The sequence below is a fragment of the Ruegeria sp. BG5 genome, from assembly GCF_056538425.1.
Genome location: NZ_JBQFTC010000001.1, coordinates 1,908,837 through 1,926,965, shown reverse-complemented (window position 1 = coordinate 1,926,965; position 18,129 = coordinate 1,908,837). Strand labels below are relative to the sequence as shown.

The 18,129-nt window shown below is 60.3% G+C and carries 17 protein-coding genes; 10 read left to right on the top strand and 7 right to left on the bottom strand.

The window, feature by feature from the left end; all coding sequences use genetic code 11:
* Position 1: 1 nt before the first annotated feature.
* Entirely contained in the window at positions 2-1,753 is a 1,752-nt protein-coding gene (locus ACR0KX_RS09105; RefSeq protein ID WP_170519251.1) for an acetolactate synthase 3 large subunit, read from the bottom strand.
* Between the two features lie 422 nt (positions 1,754-2,175).
* Here ACR0KX_RS09105 and ACR0KX_RS09100 point away from each other — a divergent pair, with 422 nt between their 5' ends.
* Together ACR0KX_RS09100 and ACR0KX_RS09095 are read left to right on the top strand one after the other, a co-directional pair.
* On the top strand, positions 2,176-3,021 hold the full coding sequence (locus ACR0KX_RS09100; protein ID WP_480708398.1) for a HalD/BesD family halogenase: 846 nt from the start codon (positions 2,176-2,178) through the stop codon (positions 3,019-3,021).
* Positions 3,022-3,066: 45 nt separating this feature from the next.
* Positions 3,067-3,450 (top strand): bleomycin resistance protein, encoded by a 384-nt coding sequence (locus ACR0KX_RS09095; RefSeq protein WP_170621961.1) that lies wholly within the window; start codon positions 3,067-3,069, stop codon positions 3,448-3,450.
* A 79-nt stretch (positions 3,451-3,529) separates the two neighbouring features.
* Here the strand turns inward: ACR0KX_RS09095 and ACR0KX_RS09090 are convergent, their stop codons facing one another.
* Complete coding sequence (locus tag ACR0KX_RS09090; protein ID WP_170450005.1) at positions 3,530-4,168, bottom strand: response regulator transcription factor; 639 nt, start codon at positions 4,166-4,168, stop codon at positions 3,530-3,532.
* On the bottom strand, positions 4,165-5,598 hold the full coding sequence (locus ACR0KX_RS09085; RefSeq protein WP_170450008.1) for a cache domain-containing protein: 1,434 nt from the start codon (positions 5,596-5,598) through the stop codon (positions 4,165-4,167). The genes ACR0KX_RS09090 and ACR0KX_RS09085 overlap by 4 nt, the downstream gene beginning before the upstream one ends.
* A 247-nt stretch (positions 5,599-5,845) precedes the next feature.
* On the opposite strand from ACR0KX_RS09085, the gene ACR0KX_RS09080 reads away from it, so the two are divergent.
* The 3 genes from ACR0KX_RS09080 (at position 5,846) to ACR0KX_RS09070 (ending at position 10,347) form a co-directional block, all read left to right on the top strand.
* Complete coding sequence (locus ACR0KX_RS09080) at positions 5,846-6,928, top strand: TRAP transporter substrate-binding protein DctP (RefSeq protein ID WP_170450010.1); 1,083 nt, start codon at positions 5,846-5,848, stop codon at positions 6,926-6,928.
* A gap of 120 nt (positions 6,929-7,048) precedes the next feature.
* Entirely contained in the window at positions 7,049-7,975 is a 927-nt protein-coding gene (locus ACR0KX_RS09075; RefSeq protein WP_170450012.1) for a TRAP transporter small permease subunit, read from the top strand.
* Between the two features lie 17 nt (positions 7,976-7,992).
* Positions 7,993-10,347: a TRAP transporter large permease gene (locus ACR0KX_RS09070; protein WP_480708320.1), complete on the top strand. Its 2,355-nt coding sequence runs from the start codon at positions 7,993-7,995 to the stop codon at positions 10,345-10,347.
* 136 nt (positions 10,348-10,483) lie between these two features.
* On the opposite strand, the gene ACR0KX_RS09065 is transcribed toward ACR0KX_RS09070, so the two are convergent.
* The 4 genes from ACR0KX_RS09065 to ACR0KX_RS09050 form a co-directional block, all read right to left on the bottom strand.
* Entirely contained in the window at positions 10,484-10,873 is a 390-nt protein-coding gene (locus ACR0KX_RS09065; RefSeq protein WP_170450016.1) for a VOC family protein, read from the bottom strand.
* A gap of 6 nt (positions 10,874-10,879) precedes the next feature.
* Positions 10,880-11,704 (bottom strand): arginyltransferase, encoded by an 825-nt coding sequence (locus ACR0KX_RS09060; protein WP_170621960.1) that lies wholly within the window; start codon positions 11,702-11,704, stop codon positions 10,880-10,882.
* 75 nt (positions 11,705-11,779) lie between these two features.
* A complete protein-coding gene (locus ACR0KX_RS09055; RefSeq protein WP_170450020.1) occupies positions 11,780-12,211 on the bottom strand; it encodes an RDD family protein in 432 nt (143 codons plus the stop codon).
* Positions 12,212-12,277: 66 nt separating this feature from the next.
* Positions 12,278-12,700, bottom strand: a complete 423-nt coding sequence (locus ACR0KX_RS09050; protein WP_170450023.1) for a DUF2852 domain-containing protein — start codon at positions 12,698-12,700, stop codon at positions 12,278-12,280.
* 143 nt (positions 12,701-12,843) lie between these two features.
* Here ACR0KX_RS09050 and ACR0KX_RS09045 point away from each other — a divergent pair, with 143 nt between their 5' ends.
* Genes ACR0KX_RS09045 through ACR0KX_RS09025 form a run of 5 tightly spaced genes read left to right on the top strand, consistent with a single transcriptional unit; the run spans position 12,844 to position 18,112 of the window.
* Entirely contained in the window at positions 12,844-13,230 is a 387-nt protein-coding gene (locus ACR0KX_RS09045) for a nuclear transport factor 2 family protein (protein ID WP_170621959.1), read from the top strand.
* Between the two features lie 49 nt (positions 13,231-13,279).
* Positions 13,280-16,075, top strand: coding sequence for a [protein-PII] uridylyltransferase family protein (locus ACR0KX_RS09040; protein ID WP_170621958.1), 2,796 nt, complete (start codon positions 13,280-13,282; stop codon positions 16,073-16,075).
* Positions 16,059-16,331: a hypothetical protein gene (locus ACR0KX_RS09035; RefSeq protein ID WP_170450028.1), complete on the top strand. Its 273-nt coding sequence runs from the start codon at positions 16,059-16,061 to the stop codon at positions 16,329-16,331. Before ACR0KX_RS09040 ends, ACR0KX_RS09035 begins: the two co-directional genes overlap by 17 nt.
* A 39-nt stretch (positions 16,332-16,370) precedes the next feature.
* Positions 16,371-17,573, top strand: coding sequence for an RSP_2647 family RNA methyltransferase (locus ACR0KX_RS09030; protein ID WP_170450030.1), 1,203 nt, complete (start codon positions 16,371-16,373; stop codon positions 17,571-17,573).
* Positions 17,570-18,112 carry an RSP_2648 family PIN domain-containing protein gene (locus tag ACR0KX_RS09025; protein WP_170450033.1) on the top strand — a complete coding sequence of 181 codons (543 nt, stop codon included), beginning with the start codon at positions 17,570-17,572 and terminating at the stop codon, positions 18,110-18,112. The genes ACR0KX_RS09030 and ACR0KX_RS09025 overlap by 4 nt, the downstream gene beginning before the upstream one ends.
* Positions 18,113-18,129: the final 17 nt, after the last annotated feature.

The following is an 18,129-nucleotide window of genomic DNA, read 5'->3' as shown; positions in this document are numbered from 1 at the left end:
TTCATACCAAAACCGAGCCTTTGGAGTCGATCACGCCCTGTGTCTCGGCCTCGCCTAGCAGCATTTCGTTATGGGCCTTGCCCGACGGGATCATGGGGAAGCAGTTTTCGTGCTTTTCGACCAGGCAGTCGAAGATCACCGGGCCGTCATAGGTGATCATCTCCATGATCGCATCGTCCAGATCGGCAGGGTCGGAACACAGGATGCCTTTCGCCCCAAACGCCTCGGCGAGTTTGACGAAATCGGGCAGGGCCTCGGACCAGGAATGTGAATAGCGTTCGCCATGCAGCAGTTCCTGCCACTGGCGGACCATGCCCAGACGTTCATTGTTCAGGATGAACTGCTTGACCGGCAGGCGGTATTGAACGGCGGTGCCCATTTCCTGCATGTTCATCAGCCACGACGCCTCACCCGCCACGTTGATCACCAACGCATCTGGGTGCGCCATCTGCACACCGATCGAGGCCGGGAAGCCATAGCCCATCGTGCCCAGACCACCGGATGTCATCCAGCGGTTCGGATCTTCGAACCCGAGGTACTGCGCGGCCCACATCTGGTGCTGGCCCACTTCGGTGGTGATGTAGCGGTCGTGTTTCTTGGTCAACTCTTCCAGCCGCTGCAGCGCGTGCTGCGGTTTGATGGTCTTTTCGCTGGCAGTGAAAGCCAGGCAATTCACCTTGCGCCAATCCGAGATCTGAGCCTGCCATTGCTTGACCGAGGCCGCATCGGTTTTGCGCCCGCGCGACTTCCAGACCTTCAGGATGTCTTCCAACACATGGGCCACGTCGCCAACAATCGGGATGTCCACGCGGATCACCTTGTTGATCGAGGACGGATCGATATCGACATGCGCTTTCTTCGAATTGGGCGAGAACGCATCGATGCGCCCGGTGATCCGGTCATCGAACCGCGCGCCGATATTGATCATCAGATCGCAGTCATGCATCGCCATGTTGGCTTCGTACAGCCCGTGCATGCCCAGCATACCCAGCCAGTTTTCGCCCGACGCCGGATACGCCCCAAGACCCATAAGGGTCGAGGTGATGGGGAAGCCGGTCGCGTCCACCAGCTCGCGCAGCAATTGGCTGGCCGCGGGGCCGGAATTGATGACGCCGCCGCCTGTGTAGAAAACCGGCTTCTTGGCAGTTTCCATTGCGGCAACCAGTTCGGTGATCTCTTCCAGATCGCCTTTCAGAACCGGCTGGTAATGCGATGTTGACGGCTTCGGCGCGTTGTATTCACCGCTTGCAAACTGCACGTCCTTCGGGATGTCGATCAACACCGGGCCGGGACGGCCGGATTTGGCGACGTGAAAGGCTTCGTGAATGGTTGCGGACAGGGAATCCGTATCCTTCACCAGCCAGTTATGCTTGGTGCAGGGGCGGGTGATGCCGACGGTGTCGGCCTCTTGAAACGCGTCCGAACCGATCATGAAGGTCGGAACCTGTCCGGTCAGAACCACAATCGGGATCGAATCCAGCAGCGCGTCGGTCAGACCGGTCACCGCGTTGGTCGCGCCGGGACCGGATGTCACCAGCGCAACGCCCGGCTTTCCGGTCGAGCGCGCATAGCCTTCGGCGGCGTGCACCGCGCCCTGTTCGTGGCGTACCAGAATGTGGCGAATGTCGTTTTGCAGAAAGATCTCATCATAGATCGGTAGCACGGCGCCGCCGGGGTATCCGAATACCGTGTCCACGCCCTGATCCTTGAGGGCCTGAACCACCATCTTTGCGCCGGTCATCTCACGTGTCATCTGCTTTGCTCCGTTCGCGACATGTGTCTTGCGTTTCGCATAAAAAAAGCCCCCGATTTTTTCGGAGGCGCATGGGTTCGATTATGGTTTACCGTTACCGGCCCATGCGCTTGGTTCCTACGATTACGACTAGCGTTCTCATCGCCAGAGGCTCCTTCTTTGCGTGCAGGGACATTATGGTCGGCGCGCAGGGGCGTCAACAGGCAATTGCACCAATTTTCTATCCTGAAGACCTGATTTTGCGACATTTTGTTGCGCAGATTGCCGCATGCTGGGAACTTCCGGCAATTTGTGGTGGAAAACCGCCGGTTGAACGGAATTTGAACTGGTCGGAATGCGTCAACGGAATGTCCGAAACGGGCATGATTGGCGGTTGTGTCTGCGCCACGCTGTGGGGGACGGAACCAACTGCGAGGCTCATCATGCTGCACGATCTGGTGGATTTGGGGCGCTATCCGATAGACTGTCCGGGGTCTCATGCCTATGACCGGATGATCGGCGACATTCAGCGCGAGTTAGAGCAGGATGGATGCGCCGTTTTGCCGGGGTTCGTGCATCAGGACGGGCTAAATCTGCTGGTGCAGGAGGCGGACGCCGTCGCGCCGCAGGCGCATCGCTCGTTCAATCGCACCAACGCCTATTTCACCAAAGACGACCCCCGGTTTGGCATCGGCCACCCGATCCGGCGCTTTTATGATCGGTCAAACGCGTTTGTCCCGGCTGACAACTTCCCGAAATCCAGCCCTCTGCGCCGGATTTACGAGTTTGACGGCTTCCTGCCGTTCATACGCGCCGCATTGGATGAGCCCGAGGACAGGTTCTTTCGCTATGACGACCCGCTGGCGGATGTGATTATCAATGTGGTGGAAGAGGGGCAGGGCTTTCCCTGGCATTTCGACACCAACAATTTCACCGTCACTCTTGCCATTCAGAACGGGGAACAGGGCGGGGCGTTTGAGTATGCGCCGAACCTGCGCACCGCAGAGGATGAGAATTTCAATGCGGTGGCCTCGGTTCTGGATGGCGATATGTCCCGTGTCTGTCAGCTGGAACTTCAACCGGGCGACCTGCAGATATTCAAGGGGCGGTATTCACTGCACCGTGTTGCGCCGGTTTCCGGGGCGCGGCGTCGCTATGTCGGGATTTTTTCCTTTGTCGAGGCCGAGGGGATGTGCGGCGGGATCGAGCGGACGCAACAGCTATACGGCCGCGTTCTGCCGCACCATTACGAACGGGAAGGGACGCGCAAAGATCAACTGCTGGATTGATACGGCCCAGCGTGTAGGATGGTGCTGTTTCTTGCGGAGGCCGGAATGTCCAACATCCTGCAACTCACGCCATTTGTTCTGTGCGCGTCACTGGACGCGCAGATCGCGTTCTACTGCACGCGGCTGGGATTTGAATGCAACTTCAGGCAGGACAATTACGCCTTTTTGAAGAACGGCCCGATTGCCATTCGGCTGTTGGAATGCCCGCCGCGCGAAGATGGCAAACCCTTGGGGGACAATCAGTCTTATTATATCGACGTTCAGGACATTGACGCGCTGTATGAAAGCCTGAAAGACGGGCTAAGCGATCTGCCCGAGGGGCGTGTGCGTCCACCATTTGACCAGCCGTATTTGCAACGGGAATTCCACGTCATCGATGAGGACGGAACGCTGATCTTCTTTGGTGAGGATATTCGGCCAAGGGAGTAACCCTCCCGCCCATCGTCGCAGCGCCTGCGGCGCATCTCCTCTGGTTGGGCCAGGCAGCGCGTGCCGCGCTGCGGCTGCGTCAGTAGCCGACGCCGGTGCCCTGCAAGACACCGTGTTCCAGAGCATAACGGGTCAGGCCTGCCGTAGACGAGATGCCCAGCTTGCGTTTGATGTTCTTGCGGTGGGTTTCAACGGTGCGGACCGAGATATCCAGCGCCAGCGCGACCTCTTTGTTCGATTTGCCCTGCGCCAGTTCCAGCAGAATGGTCTGTTCGCGGCCCGTCAATGCCTCGCGCGTGCTGTCGCCCTTGGGTTTCAGCGATCCGCTTGCGCCGGTGCACAGGTATTGCTGACCCTGCATCACGGCGTCGATGGCCTGTTTGATCTCATCGGTGGGGACGTCTTTGAGGATATACCCCTTGGCCCCGTGGCTGAGTGCGGTCGAGATATATTCGGGGCTGTCATGCATCGACAGGATCAGGATGCGCGTTTCGGGCAGGCGTTCGAGGATGATCTCGGTCGCGCTCAGGCCGCCAAGGCCGGGCATGTTCAGATCCATCAGGATCACGTCGGGGGCCAGCCCGACCGCCTGATCCACCGCCGCCTGACCGCTGCCCAATGTGCCGACCACCTCGATCTCATCATAGCTTTCCAGGATCGACTGGATGCCTTCGGCCACCATCGGGTGATCGTCGACGATGAGAACTCGGATTGTCATGTACCGGCCTTTCGGTTCGGGGTTGCGTCTTCCTGCGGCGGCAGCAGGCGGCTGAGCGGCAGGCTGGCCTCGATCGCCGTGCCCCCGCGCGGGCCGCGTGATGACAGAATACGCAGCGATCCGTCAAGCTGTTCGATGCGTTCCTGCATATTGCGCAGCCCGATCCCGGTGGTGATCTGGCCCGGTTCCGTCCGCAACCCGCGCCCGTTATCGGTGATGCGCATGGTCGCGCCCTTCTTGTGGCCACGCAGATCGATTGTAACACGGGTTGCATCCGCGTGGCGTTCGATATTGGTCAGCGCCTCTTGCGCAATACGGTAGAGGGCGATCTTGCTGTCATGGTCCAGCCGGTTGCGGAACACGACGGTCGAGAACTCGGTCTCGATTCCGGTGCGGTCGCGGAAATCATCGGTCAGGGCCTTCAATGCAGGGCCGAGGCCCAAATCGTCCAGCACGCCGGGGCGCAGGTCGCGGCTGATGCGCCGGACCTCGGTAATGGCAGTCCCGAGGTGATCGATGCCCTTGTCCAGCGGGTCCTGAGCGCCCGCATCATCGCCGCGCGACAGGCGGCGGCGGGCATTGTCCAAAGCGTAGCGCACGCCGACGAGGATCTGGCTGATACCGTCATGCAATTCACGCGCCACCCGGCCACGTTCTTCTTCCTGCGCATCAAAGACGCGCTGAGTCAGTTCCTTCAGCTTGGCATCGGCCAACCGCCGCTCGCGGATATTCAGAAGCATGCCCGAGGCAAAGACGATCAGCACAGCAGCCAGAACGATGCCGCCGATATACATGAAGGTGCGCTGAACCCGCGCCTCGACCTCGGCGCGGGCATTGGCGACGGTGGCCACGATATCGTCGATGAAGACGCCGGTGCCCACAGCCCAACGCCAATCCTGCAAGCCCACCACGTAGGCGATCATCTGCGCCTCTTCCCCGGTCGAGGGCTTTTGCCACATGAAGCTGTGCCAACCGGCCCCCTGACGGGCCAGAGTGATGAATTCGTCGACAATCGGGGTGCCGTCACTGTCGGTCAGCCCTTCCCAATTGCGGTTGATGAATTGGGTCTGGCGCGGGCTGACCAGATTGGTGCCATCGTAATCGTAGACGAAAAAGAACCCGTCCTGCCCGTAGATCATGGCGGACAGGATCTGAGTGACTAGGGTTTTGGCGACATCATCATCCGGTTCGGCGCGACCGTAGATATAGGCAAACCCGTTGCGTGCCTGGGTGACGTAATTCTTCAACTCTTCCTTCTTGGCCTGGATCAGGCTGCGCTCCAGCGCTTGGATCTCGCGCTCGGCGGTGGCACGGGCCTGATAGGCGACCAGTATGGCAATCGCGGCAACGGCAACGACCAGAGGGATGGCCGCAACCAAAGACAGTTTCTGCGCATAGGTCAGCGAAACCAGATTTCTAAGTCTTTGCATGGTCGAATCGATACGCAAGCGGCGGCAAAAATGCAAAAAGATTGAACAATTCGGGCTTAAAAGGGCTGAAAAGACACGATTGGGCTGGAGTTTCACAGGGATTAACCCGCGAAAAAGGGTCAGAAATCCGGTTTTCTACGCAGTAGTAGGTATTCCCTTTCACATCTTCGGCATTACGCTCCGGCCTATTGAATGCGACAGGCCCGGAACTGTCCGGGTTACGACTATAAAGGGGAGGAACACTTATATGGATCGTCGTTCATTTCTGAAAAAATCCGCTCTGGGCGGATCGGCTGCTGCGGCAACGGCACTGGCGGCTCCGGCCTATGCGCAGGGTCAGCGGACCCTGACCATGGTAACCTCGTGGGGCCGTGGCCTTGCGGGCGTGTTCGACAGCGCACAGCGCTGCGCCGACAGCATCAACGCGATGTCGGACGGCAGCCTGAACGTTGAAATCAAAGCTGCGGGCGAGCTGGTTGGCGCGTTTGAAGTGTTTGACGCCGTTTCGTCGGGTCAGGCCGATATGTACCACGCGGCGGACTACTACTTTGTGGGCCAGCATCCGGGTTATGCCTTCTTCACCGCTGTTCCGTTCGGCATGACCGCGCAGGAACTGGTGAACTGGTACTATCACGATGGCGGCATGGAGCTGCATGACGAGCTGGGCTCGATCTTCGGCCTGAAATCCTTCCTGGCTGGCAACACCGGCGCGCAGGCAGGTGGCTGGTACTCGAAAGAGATCAACGGCCCCGAAGACTTCCAGGGTCTGAAATTCCGTATGCCGGGTCTGGGTGGACAGGCGCTGGGCAAGCTGGGTGCATCGGTTCAGAACATTCCGGGTTCGGAAGTGTATCAGGCGCTGTCCTCGGGCGCGATTGACGGGACCGAGTGGATCGGTCCGTGGGCCGACGAAAAGGCCGGTTTCCAGGAAATCACCAAGACCTACTACACCGCAGGCTTCCACGAGCCGGGCGCGGGTCTGTCGCTGGCTACCAACCGCGACGTGTTCGACGAACTGACACCGGCGCAACAGAAGATCATCGAGATCGCAGCCGCCGAAGCGCACCAGTGGAACCTGGCGCAGTTCCTGGCCAATAACGGTGCAGCCCTGCAGCGTCTGCAGTCGGGCGGCGTTAAGGTCATGGAATTCCCGGATGCCGTTTGGGACGCCTTCGGTCAGGCCAGCCAAGAGGTTCTGGACGAAAACATGGGCGACGAGCTGTTCAAGCGAATCCACGACAGCGCCATGGAGTCGATGGCAGCATCGTCGGCGTGGAACAACCTGTCGTCGGGTGTCTATACCTCGCAGCGCGACCGCGTTCGCGGCTAAACGCCAGTCATCAGACTAAACGGTTTCCCCGCCTGCGTGGGGAAACCTTTCCTGTTGCATATGCGCGGACCCATCATGCCGCTATAATCAGCGATGCAACTGACGCGACCCGGGGACAACATGCAGGACGATAACGGTATCTCGTTTTTCGGCGCCCTGTGGAATGGACTGATCTGGTTCATTCAGAACATTGCCGAAGCCTTCTATAATTTCGGATATGCGGTCACGCATCCGCAGCTGTGGCTGAACTGGTCCGACAAAGAAGCGATCATGCGCTTTGTCTATTACGGCGGCTCGGTCGAGTTCTTCTTTGTGGTCTTCACCCTGTTTCTGGTGCTGACGGCCATTGGCCTCTACTACCGAAACTTCATGTGGGGCATGGTGCGCGGCCTCGAAGGGTTTGCGAACACAACCGGGCGCTTCTTTGCCTGGGCGGGTTTGCTGATGGTGATCCAGCAGATCGTAATCGTCTTCATGCAACGGGTGTTTGCGCGGCCCGATATGTCTTTTGGTCTGGGTATCCCTTTTAGTCAGGATATCAGTTGGTTCGCGGAAGAACTTAAACTTTATAACGCCATGGTCGTTTGCCTGTGCTGCACCTATACATTCGTTCAGGGCGGGCATGTGCGGGTTGACCTGATCTATGCGGGTATCAGCCACCGGGCCAAGCGCGTGGTCGATATGTGTGGCGCGGTGCTGTTCATGATGCCGATGGCAGTGCTGACATGGATGTATGGCTGGTACTTCATGTGGCGGCACCTGATCGTGCCGAAACCATCGGCCAGTGACACGCTGGATCGCCTCGTGGCCAAGTCACGCGCCCTGCGCTGGAACGTGGAAACCATCGGGTTCAGTCCCAACGGGTTCAACGGCTACTTCCTGTTCAAAATCCTGCTCGTTCTATTTGCGGGCATGGTGTTCCTGCACGCGGTCGCGTTCCTGTGGCGGTCGTATCTTGAATACGTGGAAGGCCCGGAAAGCGCCGGAAAATACCTCGACAAGGACAGCCTTGGCGAGGGTGAAGAAGCCTATGAAGGCGCACATTAAGGACGGAGACCAAGACAATGCTATTCGGACTTGATGGCGTCGAGATCGGCCTCATTATCGTATTCTTCTGCCTCTTCGGAGGTATCCTGTCCGGGTTCCCGGTGGCCTTTGCCATCGGCGGGGCCGGGGTTATCTCATTCGGTATCATCGCCGCGCTGGACAGCGCCGGGCTGCTGATCCATCAGGCAATCGATACCAGCTCGCAAATGTACCGCGATCTGGTCGCAACGGGGGTGAAACCGGATTCGGTCTCGGTGTTCCGATACCCTGACTTGCCGAGGATAGGAGAACCGGTTTTCCCTGCAGGCTGGGAAACCGCGCTGGATCGCAACGTGTCCTTCATCGTGAACCGCATGAACGAACGTGTTCTGGCCGGTCAGTCGATTGAGACGCTGCTGGCCGTGCTGATGTTCGTTCTGATGGGCATCACACTGGAACGCTCGAAGATCGCAAACGATCTGCTGACCACAATGGCCCGTGTGTTCGGCCCGTTGCCGGGTGGTCTGGCGGTGTCTATCGTGGTTGTGGGTGCGTTTCTGGCCGCCTCGACCGGTATTGTCGGAGCGACCGTGGTGACCATGGGCTTGCTGGCCCTGCCGACCATGTTGCGGAATAACTACTCGCCCGAATTGGCAACCGGTGTCATCGCGGCCTCGGGGACGCTGGGGCAGATTATTCCGCCCTCGATTGTGATCGTTCTTCTGGGGACTCTGGCGGGTGATCTTTATTCGACCGCGCAGGAAACCCGCGCGGTTGAGGCCGGGTGTACCGATGCGCTGACCTATCTGGGCGAGCCTGCGGTGGTCTCGGTCGGAACCCTGTTCCAGGCGGCGCTGCTGCCCGGGATCATGCTGGCCTTGCTCTATGCGCTTTATGCTTTTGGCTACGCGCTGCTGAACCCCGACAAGGCCCCCGCAGTAGAACTGACCGGCGGCTCGGGCGAGGCGATCACGCGGTCCGAAGGTCTGACATGGTTGCTGGGTGCGCCCGCTGCGATTATTATTGGTGCGATCCTGTTGGGCAGCGCCGGGGTGATCGGCAGCCAGAATATCTCGGTCTCGGCCTTCTCGGATGTGGGGCAGGGCGCATCACTGCGCACGAACGTGTCCGAAGAGTGTAAAGCGTCGATGATCGACCTGCACGGTCAAGCGGCCTGGGATCAGGCGGTGGCCGAGCAGGAAGAGATCGACGCCGCCGGTGGCATCGCCAACGCCGAACGCCTGAGCGAAGAGGAACTGGCCACCGCGCGCGAGGCCAAGATCGCCAGCGCCGCGCCTATCGGCACGGGTGTCGCGATCGTCGTTGTTCTGCTGGCGCTGACCCTGGTTCTGGGTCGGGGCATCGCCCCGTCGCGTTCGCCGCAGCCTTTGATCGTGGGGGCGATTGGCCTGCTGTTGATGTTGCTGGTCGATATTATGTTTATCGCACCGACGACCTCATCCGGGCTGACCTTTGTTCTGCTTGCCATACCCTTTGCCATCGCGATTTACGGGTGCAGAGAGGCCGCCGCACGCTGTGCGACAAACGATCTGATCCGGGTGGTGTTCCCACCGCTGGTTCTGATCATCGCCGTGCTGGGTTCGATCCTGGGCGGTATCACAAACCCCACACCCGCTGCGGCGCTGGGGGCGGGTGGTGCGATCATGCTGGCAGCCTATCGCAAGCTGCAGGATCAGGAGCGGTCAGGCAGCGTGATCATCTGGTCAACCTTTGCAGTGATCATCTGCCTGCTGATGGGCGTGAATTTCGATCTGCGCATCTCTCAGGGGAATGTGCCGGTCGAAACCTGGATCGCGTTTATTCTGGCTTATGCGGCATACCTTTATGCTCTGTTTGGTCTGATCTTTGGCTGCTGGGTCTTGTTCTCGAGCGGGGTTCTGAGCCCGGTGGTGCGGGAAACGGCCAAAGTAACCTCGATGGTGTTCACGATCCTGATCGGCTCGCAGTTGCTGAACCTTGTGGTGATTTCCTTCGGGGGCGAACACTATATCCAGCAATTCCTCAAGAGCTTTGACAACGAGTTCACGGTCTTCCTGATCGTGATGCTTGTGCTGTTCATTCTGGGTTTTGTGCTGGATTTCCTTGAGATCATCTACATCGTGATCCCCATCGTGGGCCCGGTGATCTATGGCGGGTCGTTTGATCCGAAATGGGTGACGATCATGGTGGCGGTGAACCTGCAGACCTCGTTCCTGACGCCGCCGTTCGGGTTCGCGCTATTCTACCTGCGCGGGGTTGCGCCGAAAGAGGTGACGACGGGCCATATCTATCGTGGCGTGGTGCCGTTTGTGATCATTCAGGTGGTGGGGATTGCGATCCTGTGGTCCTTCCCGGCGATTGTGACTATTGTGCCGGATTTGATCCCGAATTGATCTGATTGGGTGATCAAATTGAAAAAGGGGGCCTGCTGGCCCCCTTTTGCTTGTTTGTTTGGCGTTAAGGGGCCAGCCCCTTCTTGGCCTGCGGCCAATTCAACCCCGAGATATTTTTGGCCAGATGAAGAATGGATCAGGTGAACTGGATCAGGTCCCAGCGATTGCCGAACGGGTCGCGCCAGACGGCGACCGAGCCATAGGGTTCATGGCGCGGCTCTTCTTCGAAGGTGACGCCTTTGCCTTGCATGTTCGTGTGGTCGCGTTCGAAGTCATCGGTTTGCAGGAAGAAACCGACCCGGCCGCCCGTTTGGTTGCCGATGGCGGCGCTTTGATCCGGGCCGTCGGCTTTGGCCAGCAGCAGGGAGGCACCGTCAGAGCCGGGAGGTGTGACAAGGACCCAGCGTTTACCGCCGCCGAGGTCGATATCCTGTGTCAGGGCGAAGTCCAGCGTTTCAGTGTAGAATTCGATTGCAGCATCATACTCCGGCACCACAAGGGTGACGGCGTGCAGGGTTTGTTTCATGTTGGGTCAGCCTTTGGTGGGGTGGCGGTCTGGCAGTTGGATATTCGCCACCTGTTCGGCAATGGGTGCCGAGGACAGAGGGTGATGAGACTCGTCCGAAAAGGTGTCGGGGTTCCGGATCTTCTGCCATTGCCCCTGCACATAGGCTTCGAGCCCTGAGAACTTGGCCTTGTACCCCATTTTCGGACTGCCGGGCACCCAGTAACCCAGGTAGATATAGGGCAGGCCGGCCTCGCGCGCGATTTCGATATGGTCGAGTATCATGTAGGTGCCCAGAGAGTTCTGAGGCTGCAGCGGATCATAGAAGGAATAGACCATGCTCAGCCCGTCATCGAGCACATCGGTCAGGCTGACGGCAATCAGGTTGCCGGTTTCGGGGTCGGCATATTCCACAACGCGGCTGCGGATCGGGGTTTCCTCGATCATCGCGGCGAATTCGAAGACGTCCATATCGGCCATGCCCCCATCGGCGTGGCGAGTGTCGAGGTAGCGGCGGAACAGTTCGTATTGTTCGTCCGTGGCCCAGGGCGATGTAGCGCGGCGTTGCAGGTAAGAGTTGCGTTTTGCCGCGCGTTTCTGGCTTTTGGTCGGGTGAAAGGCGGCAACGTCGATCCGGGCCGACAGGCAGGCCGCGCAATCTGTGCAGGACGGGCGATAGAGCACGTTCTGCGACCGGCGAAATCCTTGTTGTGACAGGGAATTGTTCAGCTGGTCTGCGCCTTCGCCTTGCAGGGCGGTAAAAAGCTTACGTTCCATCCTGCCCTCAAGATAAGGGCAGGGCTGGGGGGCCGTCACATAGAATTGTGGCGCAATTGGCAGCGTGTGTCGCATGAAGGTCCCATGTAGCCTCGGACCGGATGATAGCAACGGTTTTTGATGCCGCCAAGTGATTCACGCGAAGGCTGTTCAGGCCCTCTGATTGATCATGACTGTGCCCAGGAAGGCATCGGTAAGGCCCTGACAACGGGCGCTGGTCAGCATCATGATGATCGAGATGATCTGGACCACGAAAAACGCCATGCTGATGAAGTATCCGGCGGTATGGGCCACGGCTTTGCCCATATCCATACGCTCGCCGAAGGAATCGCGCAGCTCGATCCCCATGAAGCGCATGCCCAGAGTGGCCGAGCCGTTCGAAATGGTGATCACTCGGTAGACAAAGCTGATGACTGCATAAATCAGCGGCAGGAAGAACAGCCCCGCGCCAAATGTCAGGAAGACGGGCACGATGCACAGCAGTGAGATAAAGGCGATGTCGAACAGCCACGCGACAAAGCGTTTGGTCGCGACGGATCGGTAAAATTCGGGCTGGCGATCAGGATCGGGCAGGTGGGTCATGTATAACTGTCTCAGAGATAAGGTCGTGTCACCCTGTCCCGAAAATTCGGGACAGGGCAAGGGGCTTTAGGCAGGTTCGCCTTTGCCTTCGTCTTCGGTGTTCTCGCGGGCGCGTTCATCCATGAACTGGTCGAACTCGGCCTTGTCCTTGGCTTCACGCAGGCGATGCAGGAAGGCCTCGAAATCCTGCTGTTCGCGTTCCAGCCGTGCCAGAGTGTCTGCCTTGTAGGCGTCGAACGCGCTGTTGCCGGAAGGTTTCATGGCGCTCATATGGCTGTGCCAGGATTTGCGGCGGCTGCAGGACTTGCTGAACATGCGTTTGCTCCAGATCATATAGGCCAGAAGGGCCAGGCCCAAGGGCCAGAAGAAGATGAAACCAAGGACCATGGCGGCGATCCAGGCGCCTTTGCCTTTGTCGTCCATCCAGGCCTCGGTGCGGTGAAGCCATCCCGGGTTTGCAGGGGCGGCGGGTTCGGACAATGCGGTCATGTGGTCTCTCCAGGGTTTGATGTAAATTCCTTTCACATTGTCTAGATGGGGAGGTTCTGACCGGTTGCAAGGGGTCGATGTGAAAAAGATTTACATTTTGTGGATCGGTTGACGGCAGAGGGCTTCGCGCGCAGGGTGCAGGCATGACTGTAGAAATCGAAACCGCCCCTTCGCTTGCTGATATTCTGAAGCTTGAAACGCAGGTCTGGGCCGCATTGGTCAATGGTGATGCCAGCGCCGACCGGGCACTGCTGAGCGCTGATTTTCTGGGTGTTTATCCCTCTGGCTTTGCCAATCGCGACGACCATGTGGGTCAGTTCGCAGATGCACCGACAATGGCCGAGTTCAAGCTGAGCCAGGAAAAGCTGCGGGTTCTGACGCCTGACGTTGTGCTGTTGTCCTATAGGGCGGATTACCTGCGCCCTGACGCCACCGAATGGGGCGCGATGCTGATTTCCTCCCTATGGGAGCGTCGGCATGGGGTTTGGGTCAACAGCTTTAGCCAGGACACTCCGGTTCAGGACCTGTGATGCGTTTGCCCCATTGACCTTGCCCTGCGGCGATGCGCAGGGTCCGGGTATGAATAATAGCCTGTCCATCAATCGTCTGCCGCGTGCGTTTGATCCCTCGCTGGGGGATGAAACGCGCGCTTTGATCCCGGATCTGAGTGCTGAGCAAGGCGATCTGATCGCCGGGACGGCTGGATCAAGCCCCTATCTGAAAGGTCTGATCGAGCAAGAAAGAGAGTGGTTGCCAAACGCGCTGCACCATCCGGATGAGGCGCTGGAAGAGGTTATGGCAACGGCTCGTGCGCTTGCGCCTGACCAGCTTAAACCGGGCCTGAGACTTGCCAAGCGCCGCATGGCAGTGCTGACCGCTTTGGCCGACATCGCGGGCGCATGGCCGTTGGAAAAGGTGACCGCTGCGCTGACCGATTTCGGAGCTTTGGCGGCGGATGTGGCGGCCAAGGCCGAGATTGCCACCCTGATCCGCCGCAACAAACTGCCCGGCATGACCGAAGATGACGTCGAAACCGCCGCCGGTATGGTCATTCTGGCGATGGGCAAGATGGGTGCGCATGAACTGAATTACAGCTCGGACATCGATCTGATCGTGTTGTTTGACGAGACGCGGTTTGATCCGGATGACTTCTACGAAGCCCGGCAGGGGATGGTGCGGGCCACCCGCAATTTCTGTGCCACGCTTAGCGACAAGACCGCCGATGGTTATGTGTTCCGTACCGATTTGCGGTTGCGGCCCGATCCGGCGGTGACTCCGGTCTGCATGGCGATGGAAGCAGCCGAGCGGTACTACGAAAGCTTGGGCCGCACGTGGGAGCGTGCAGCCTATATCAAGGCGCGCGCCTGCGCGGGCGACATTGCAGCCGGGCAGCGGTTTCTGGAAACGCTGCGCCCCTTTGTCTGGCGTCGGCATCTGGATTTCGCCGCCATTCAGGACGCCCACGACATGCGCCTGCGCATTCGCGAGAACAAGCGGACGGGCGGCAGCCTCTCGATCCCGGGCCACGACATGAAACTGGGGCAGGGCGGGATACGCGAGATCGAGTTCTTCACCCAGACCCGCCAGTTGATCGCCGGGGGACGCGATCCGGATCTTCGCGTGCGGGGGACAGTGCCCGGACTGGCAGCCTTGGCTGCAAAAGGCTGGGTGCCGGAAGACGTTGCTGAAAAGCTGACCGATCACTATCGCGCCCATCGCGAGGTCGAACATCGCATCCAGATGATCCATGACGCCCAGACCCATAAGGTGCCGAAATCCGCGGACGGGATCGAACGCGTCGCCTGCCTGATGGGGACCACCAGCGCGGACCTGACCGCTGACCTGACCCGCCACCTGAGCGAAGTGCATGAGCTGACCGAAGGGTTCTTTGCCCCCGGACCCGGGGCGTCTCCGACACCGGAACAAGAGGTCACGTTTGACAAGAGCATTCTGGCCCGATGGGCGACCTATCCGGCGCTGCGCTCACAACGGGGCAGGCGGATCTTTGACCGGCTCCGGCCTGAGCTTTTGTCGCGCCTCGCCAAGACGGCCAAGCCCGAGGAGGCGCTGTTGGCGCTGGACGGGTTTCTGGCCGGTCTGCCTGCTGGCGTGCAGCTGTTTTCCCTGTTCGAGGCCAACCCCCAACTGATTGATCTGCTGATCGACATTGTGGGCACGTCTCATGCGTTGGCCTCGCACCTGTCGCGCAATGCGTCTGTGTTCGATGCCGTGATCGGTGGCAGTTTCTTTGCCGACTGGCCGGGGCAAGCGGCGTTGCAGGCGGAACTTGCGCAGGCGCTGGAGGACGAGGCAGATTACGAGACCCAGCTTGATCTGGCGCGGCGCTGGTGCAAGGAGTGGCATTTCCGTGTCGGTGTGCACCACTTGCGTGGGTTGATCGACGGCGCGCAAGCCGGTCGCCAATACGCCGATCTGGCGCAGGCGGTCATCGCGGCGATCTTGCCTCATGTGGCCGACAATTTCGCCCGCAAACACGGGCCTGCACCGGGCCGCGGTGCGGCGGTTCTGGGCATGGGGTCGCTGGGGGCAGGGCGGATCAATTCACAATCCGATCTGGACATGATCGTGATCTACGATCCGCTGGATCAGGATATGTCCGATGGCCCGCGTCCGCTGGCGACACGCACATACTATGCCCGCTTCACGCAGGCGCTGATCACGGCACTGTCGGCCCCAATGTCTCAGGGCCGCCTCTACGAGGTCGATATGCGCCTGCGCCCCTCGGGCAATCAGGGGCCGGTCGCCACCAGCTGGGCCAGCTTCACCCATTATCAGCAGGAAGAGGCATGGGTCTGGGAACACCTCGCCCTGACGCGCGCCCATGTGGTCGCGGGCGACGCCGGTCTGGCAAATGATATTGAAACCTTTCGGGCCGAATTCCTGTCGCACCAGCGTGAGGCCGACAGGGTGCTGCATGAAGTGGCCGAGATGCGCACCCGTCTGGCCGCCGCAAAAGCACCTGCTGGCGTTTGGGATGCCAAAAACGGCCCCGGTCGGATGATGGATATCGAGTTGATGGCGGAGACCGGCGCATTGCTGGCGGGCATCGCGGAGCGGGATGTCCGCTCGGGCCTCGACGGTGCAGTCGCTGCCGGTTTGCTGGATGTCGCGCAGGCACAAACGCTCAAGGACAGTTACGATCTATGCTGGTCGGTGCAATGCGCGGCGCGGCTGCTTTCGGGCAAGGTGATCGAAGCGGATGACATTGGCGAGGGCGGAACCGCTTTCCTCTGCCGGGCCACAGGGTTCGATCAGGTCGATGCGCTGCAATCCGCGCTGCAAGACAGTTACACATCCGCCGCCGCGATCATCGGCAGCGTAATCAAAGAGGGCGAAGATGGCGCGCAGCACTGATCCCAACGACCCCAAGGGCCTGATCCGCGAGGCGTACAACATCGAAGGTATCGCCCTGCCGGAATGCCGCAGCATTTTCCTCGACTGGGCGCTGAGCTTGCCGGAGGGGTTGGATCAGAAACAGGCGCTGGCCACCTTGCACGCCGCCTATGCCGCGCAGGAGGCAGATCACCCGATGACACAGGTGCTGGCCGAGGGGTTGCAATCCGCTCAGGCCCCGAAACGACGTGGCGGCTGGCGCTCGCGCCCGCGCTAAGGGCTTTTCCTTCGCTCTGTTCGCGACTATGAGGCGATCATGACCCAAACCGACGACCGCCCCCGTATCCGCCTGAAACCCAAAGCCAACGCGCGCGGTCTGCGCCACGGGTTCCCGTGGGTCTACGCCAATGACATCGTCACCGACCGCCGCACCCGAAAAATCCCCGCCGGGGCGCTGGCCCTGCTCGAAGATGACAAACGCGCGCCAATTGCCTTGGTGGCCGTCAACCCCGAGTCCAAAATCATGTGCCGTGTGCTGGACCGCGACCTCGACGCCGAGTTGAACGCGGATTGGTTCGAAACCCGCCTGCGCCGCGCGCTTGACATGCGCGAGCGTCTGTTCGATGCGCCATACTACCGCCTGATCCATGCCGAGGCCGACGGCTTTCCCGGTGTGATCATCGACCGCTTCGGCGATGCCTGTGTGATCCAGCCCAACGCCGCCTGGGCCGAGGCACATCTGGAGACACTGACCGAGGCGCTGGTCAAGGTGACCGGAGTGACGACCGTCCTCAAAAACGCCTCAGGCCGCACCCGCGGGCTTGAGGGGTTGGATGACATGAACCAAACCCTGCGCGGCTCAGCACCCCAAGTGCCACTGCCGGTGCCGATGAATGGCGCAACTTATATGGCCGACCTGACCGGCGGCCAGAAAACCGGCCTGTTCTACGATCAGCGCCCGAACCATGCCTTTGCTGCCCGACTGGTTCATCCCGGCGCACAGGTGCTGGATGTGTTCAGCCATGTGGGCGGCTTTGGCCTCGCCATGCTGGCCGGAGGGGCCGCGCAGGCTACCTGCGTCGATGGCTCTGCCGCCGCTTTGGAGTTGGCAAGCAAAGGGGCCGAGGCTACCGGCTGCTCGGGTCGTTTCCGGACCCGCCAGGGCGACGCTTTCGACGTGCTGACCCAACTGGGCGAGGAGGGCGCGCAATTCGACGTTGTCATCTGCGACCCGCCCGCTTTCGCACCTTCGAAACAGGCACTGGATGCGGGGCTGCGCGCCTATGAGCGCATCGCGCGTCTGGCCGCGCCGCTGGTCAAGCCCGGTGGCTATCTGGGCCTCTGCTCCTGCTCACACGCCGCCGATCTTGGACGCTTCCGCGACGCCTCATCGCGCGGGATCGGCCGGGCCGGACGCCAAGCGCAACTGATCCACACAGGTTTCGCAGGCCCCGACCACCCGCAACTGCCGCAACTGGCCGAAAGCGGTTACCTCAAAGCCGTGTTCTACCGGCTGTGAAGGCGGTTCTGGACACCTGCGTCATCTACCCCACGGTGATGCGAGAGATGCTGCTGGGTGCCGCCAAACTCGGCCATTTCACCCCGATCTGGTCGGCCCGCATCCTAGAGGAATGGGCCCGCGCCGCCCGCAAACTCGGCCCCGAGGGCGAGGCCCAGGCCCGCGCCGAAATCGCCCTGGCTCAGGCGCAATGGCCGCAGGCCGAACGCGCGCCCGCAACGGGGCTTGAACAACGTCTGTGGCTGCCTGACCCGGCAGATATCCACGTTCTGGCAACTGCCATTGACGCCTCAGCCGACCTTATCGCCACGGTCAACGCCAAGGATTTTCCCAAAAACATCCTTGCGGAAGAGGGGCTTGGCCGCCGCGACCCCGACACTCTGCTTCACAGCTTCTGGCAAACCGACCCCGACGGCATGACCAATACCGCCACCCAAATCCTGGCCGAAGCCAACCGCCTGTCCGGCGACCAATGGACCTTGCGCGCGCTGATGAAAAAAGCCCGCCTGCCGCGTCTGGGCAAAGCACTCACTCAATAGGCGGGATCCCACTTCAT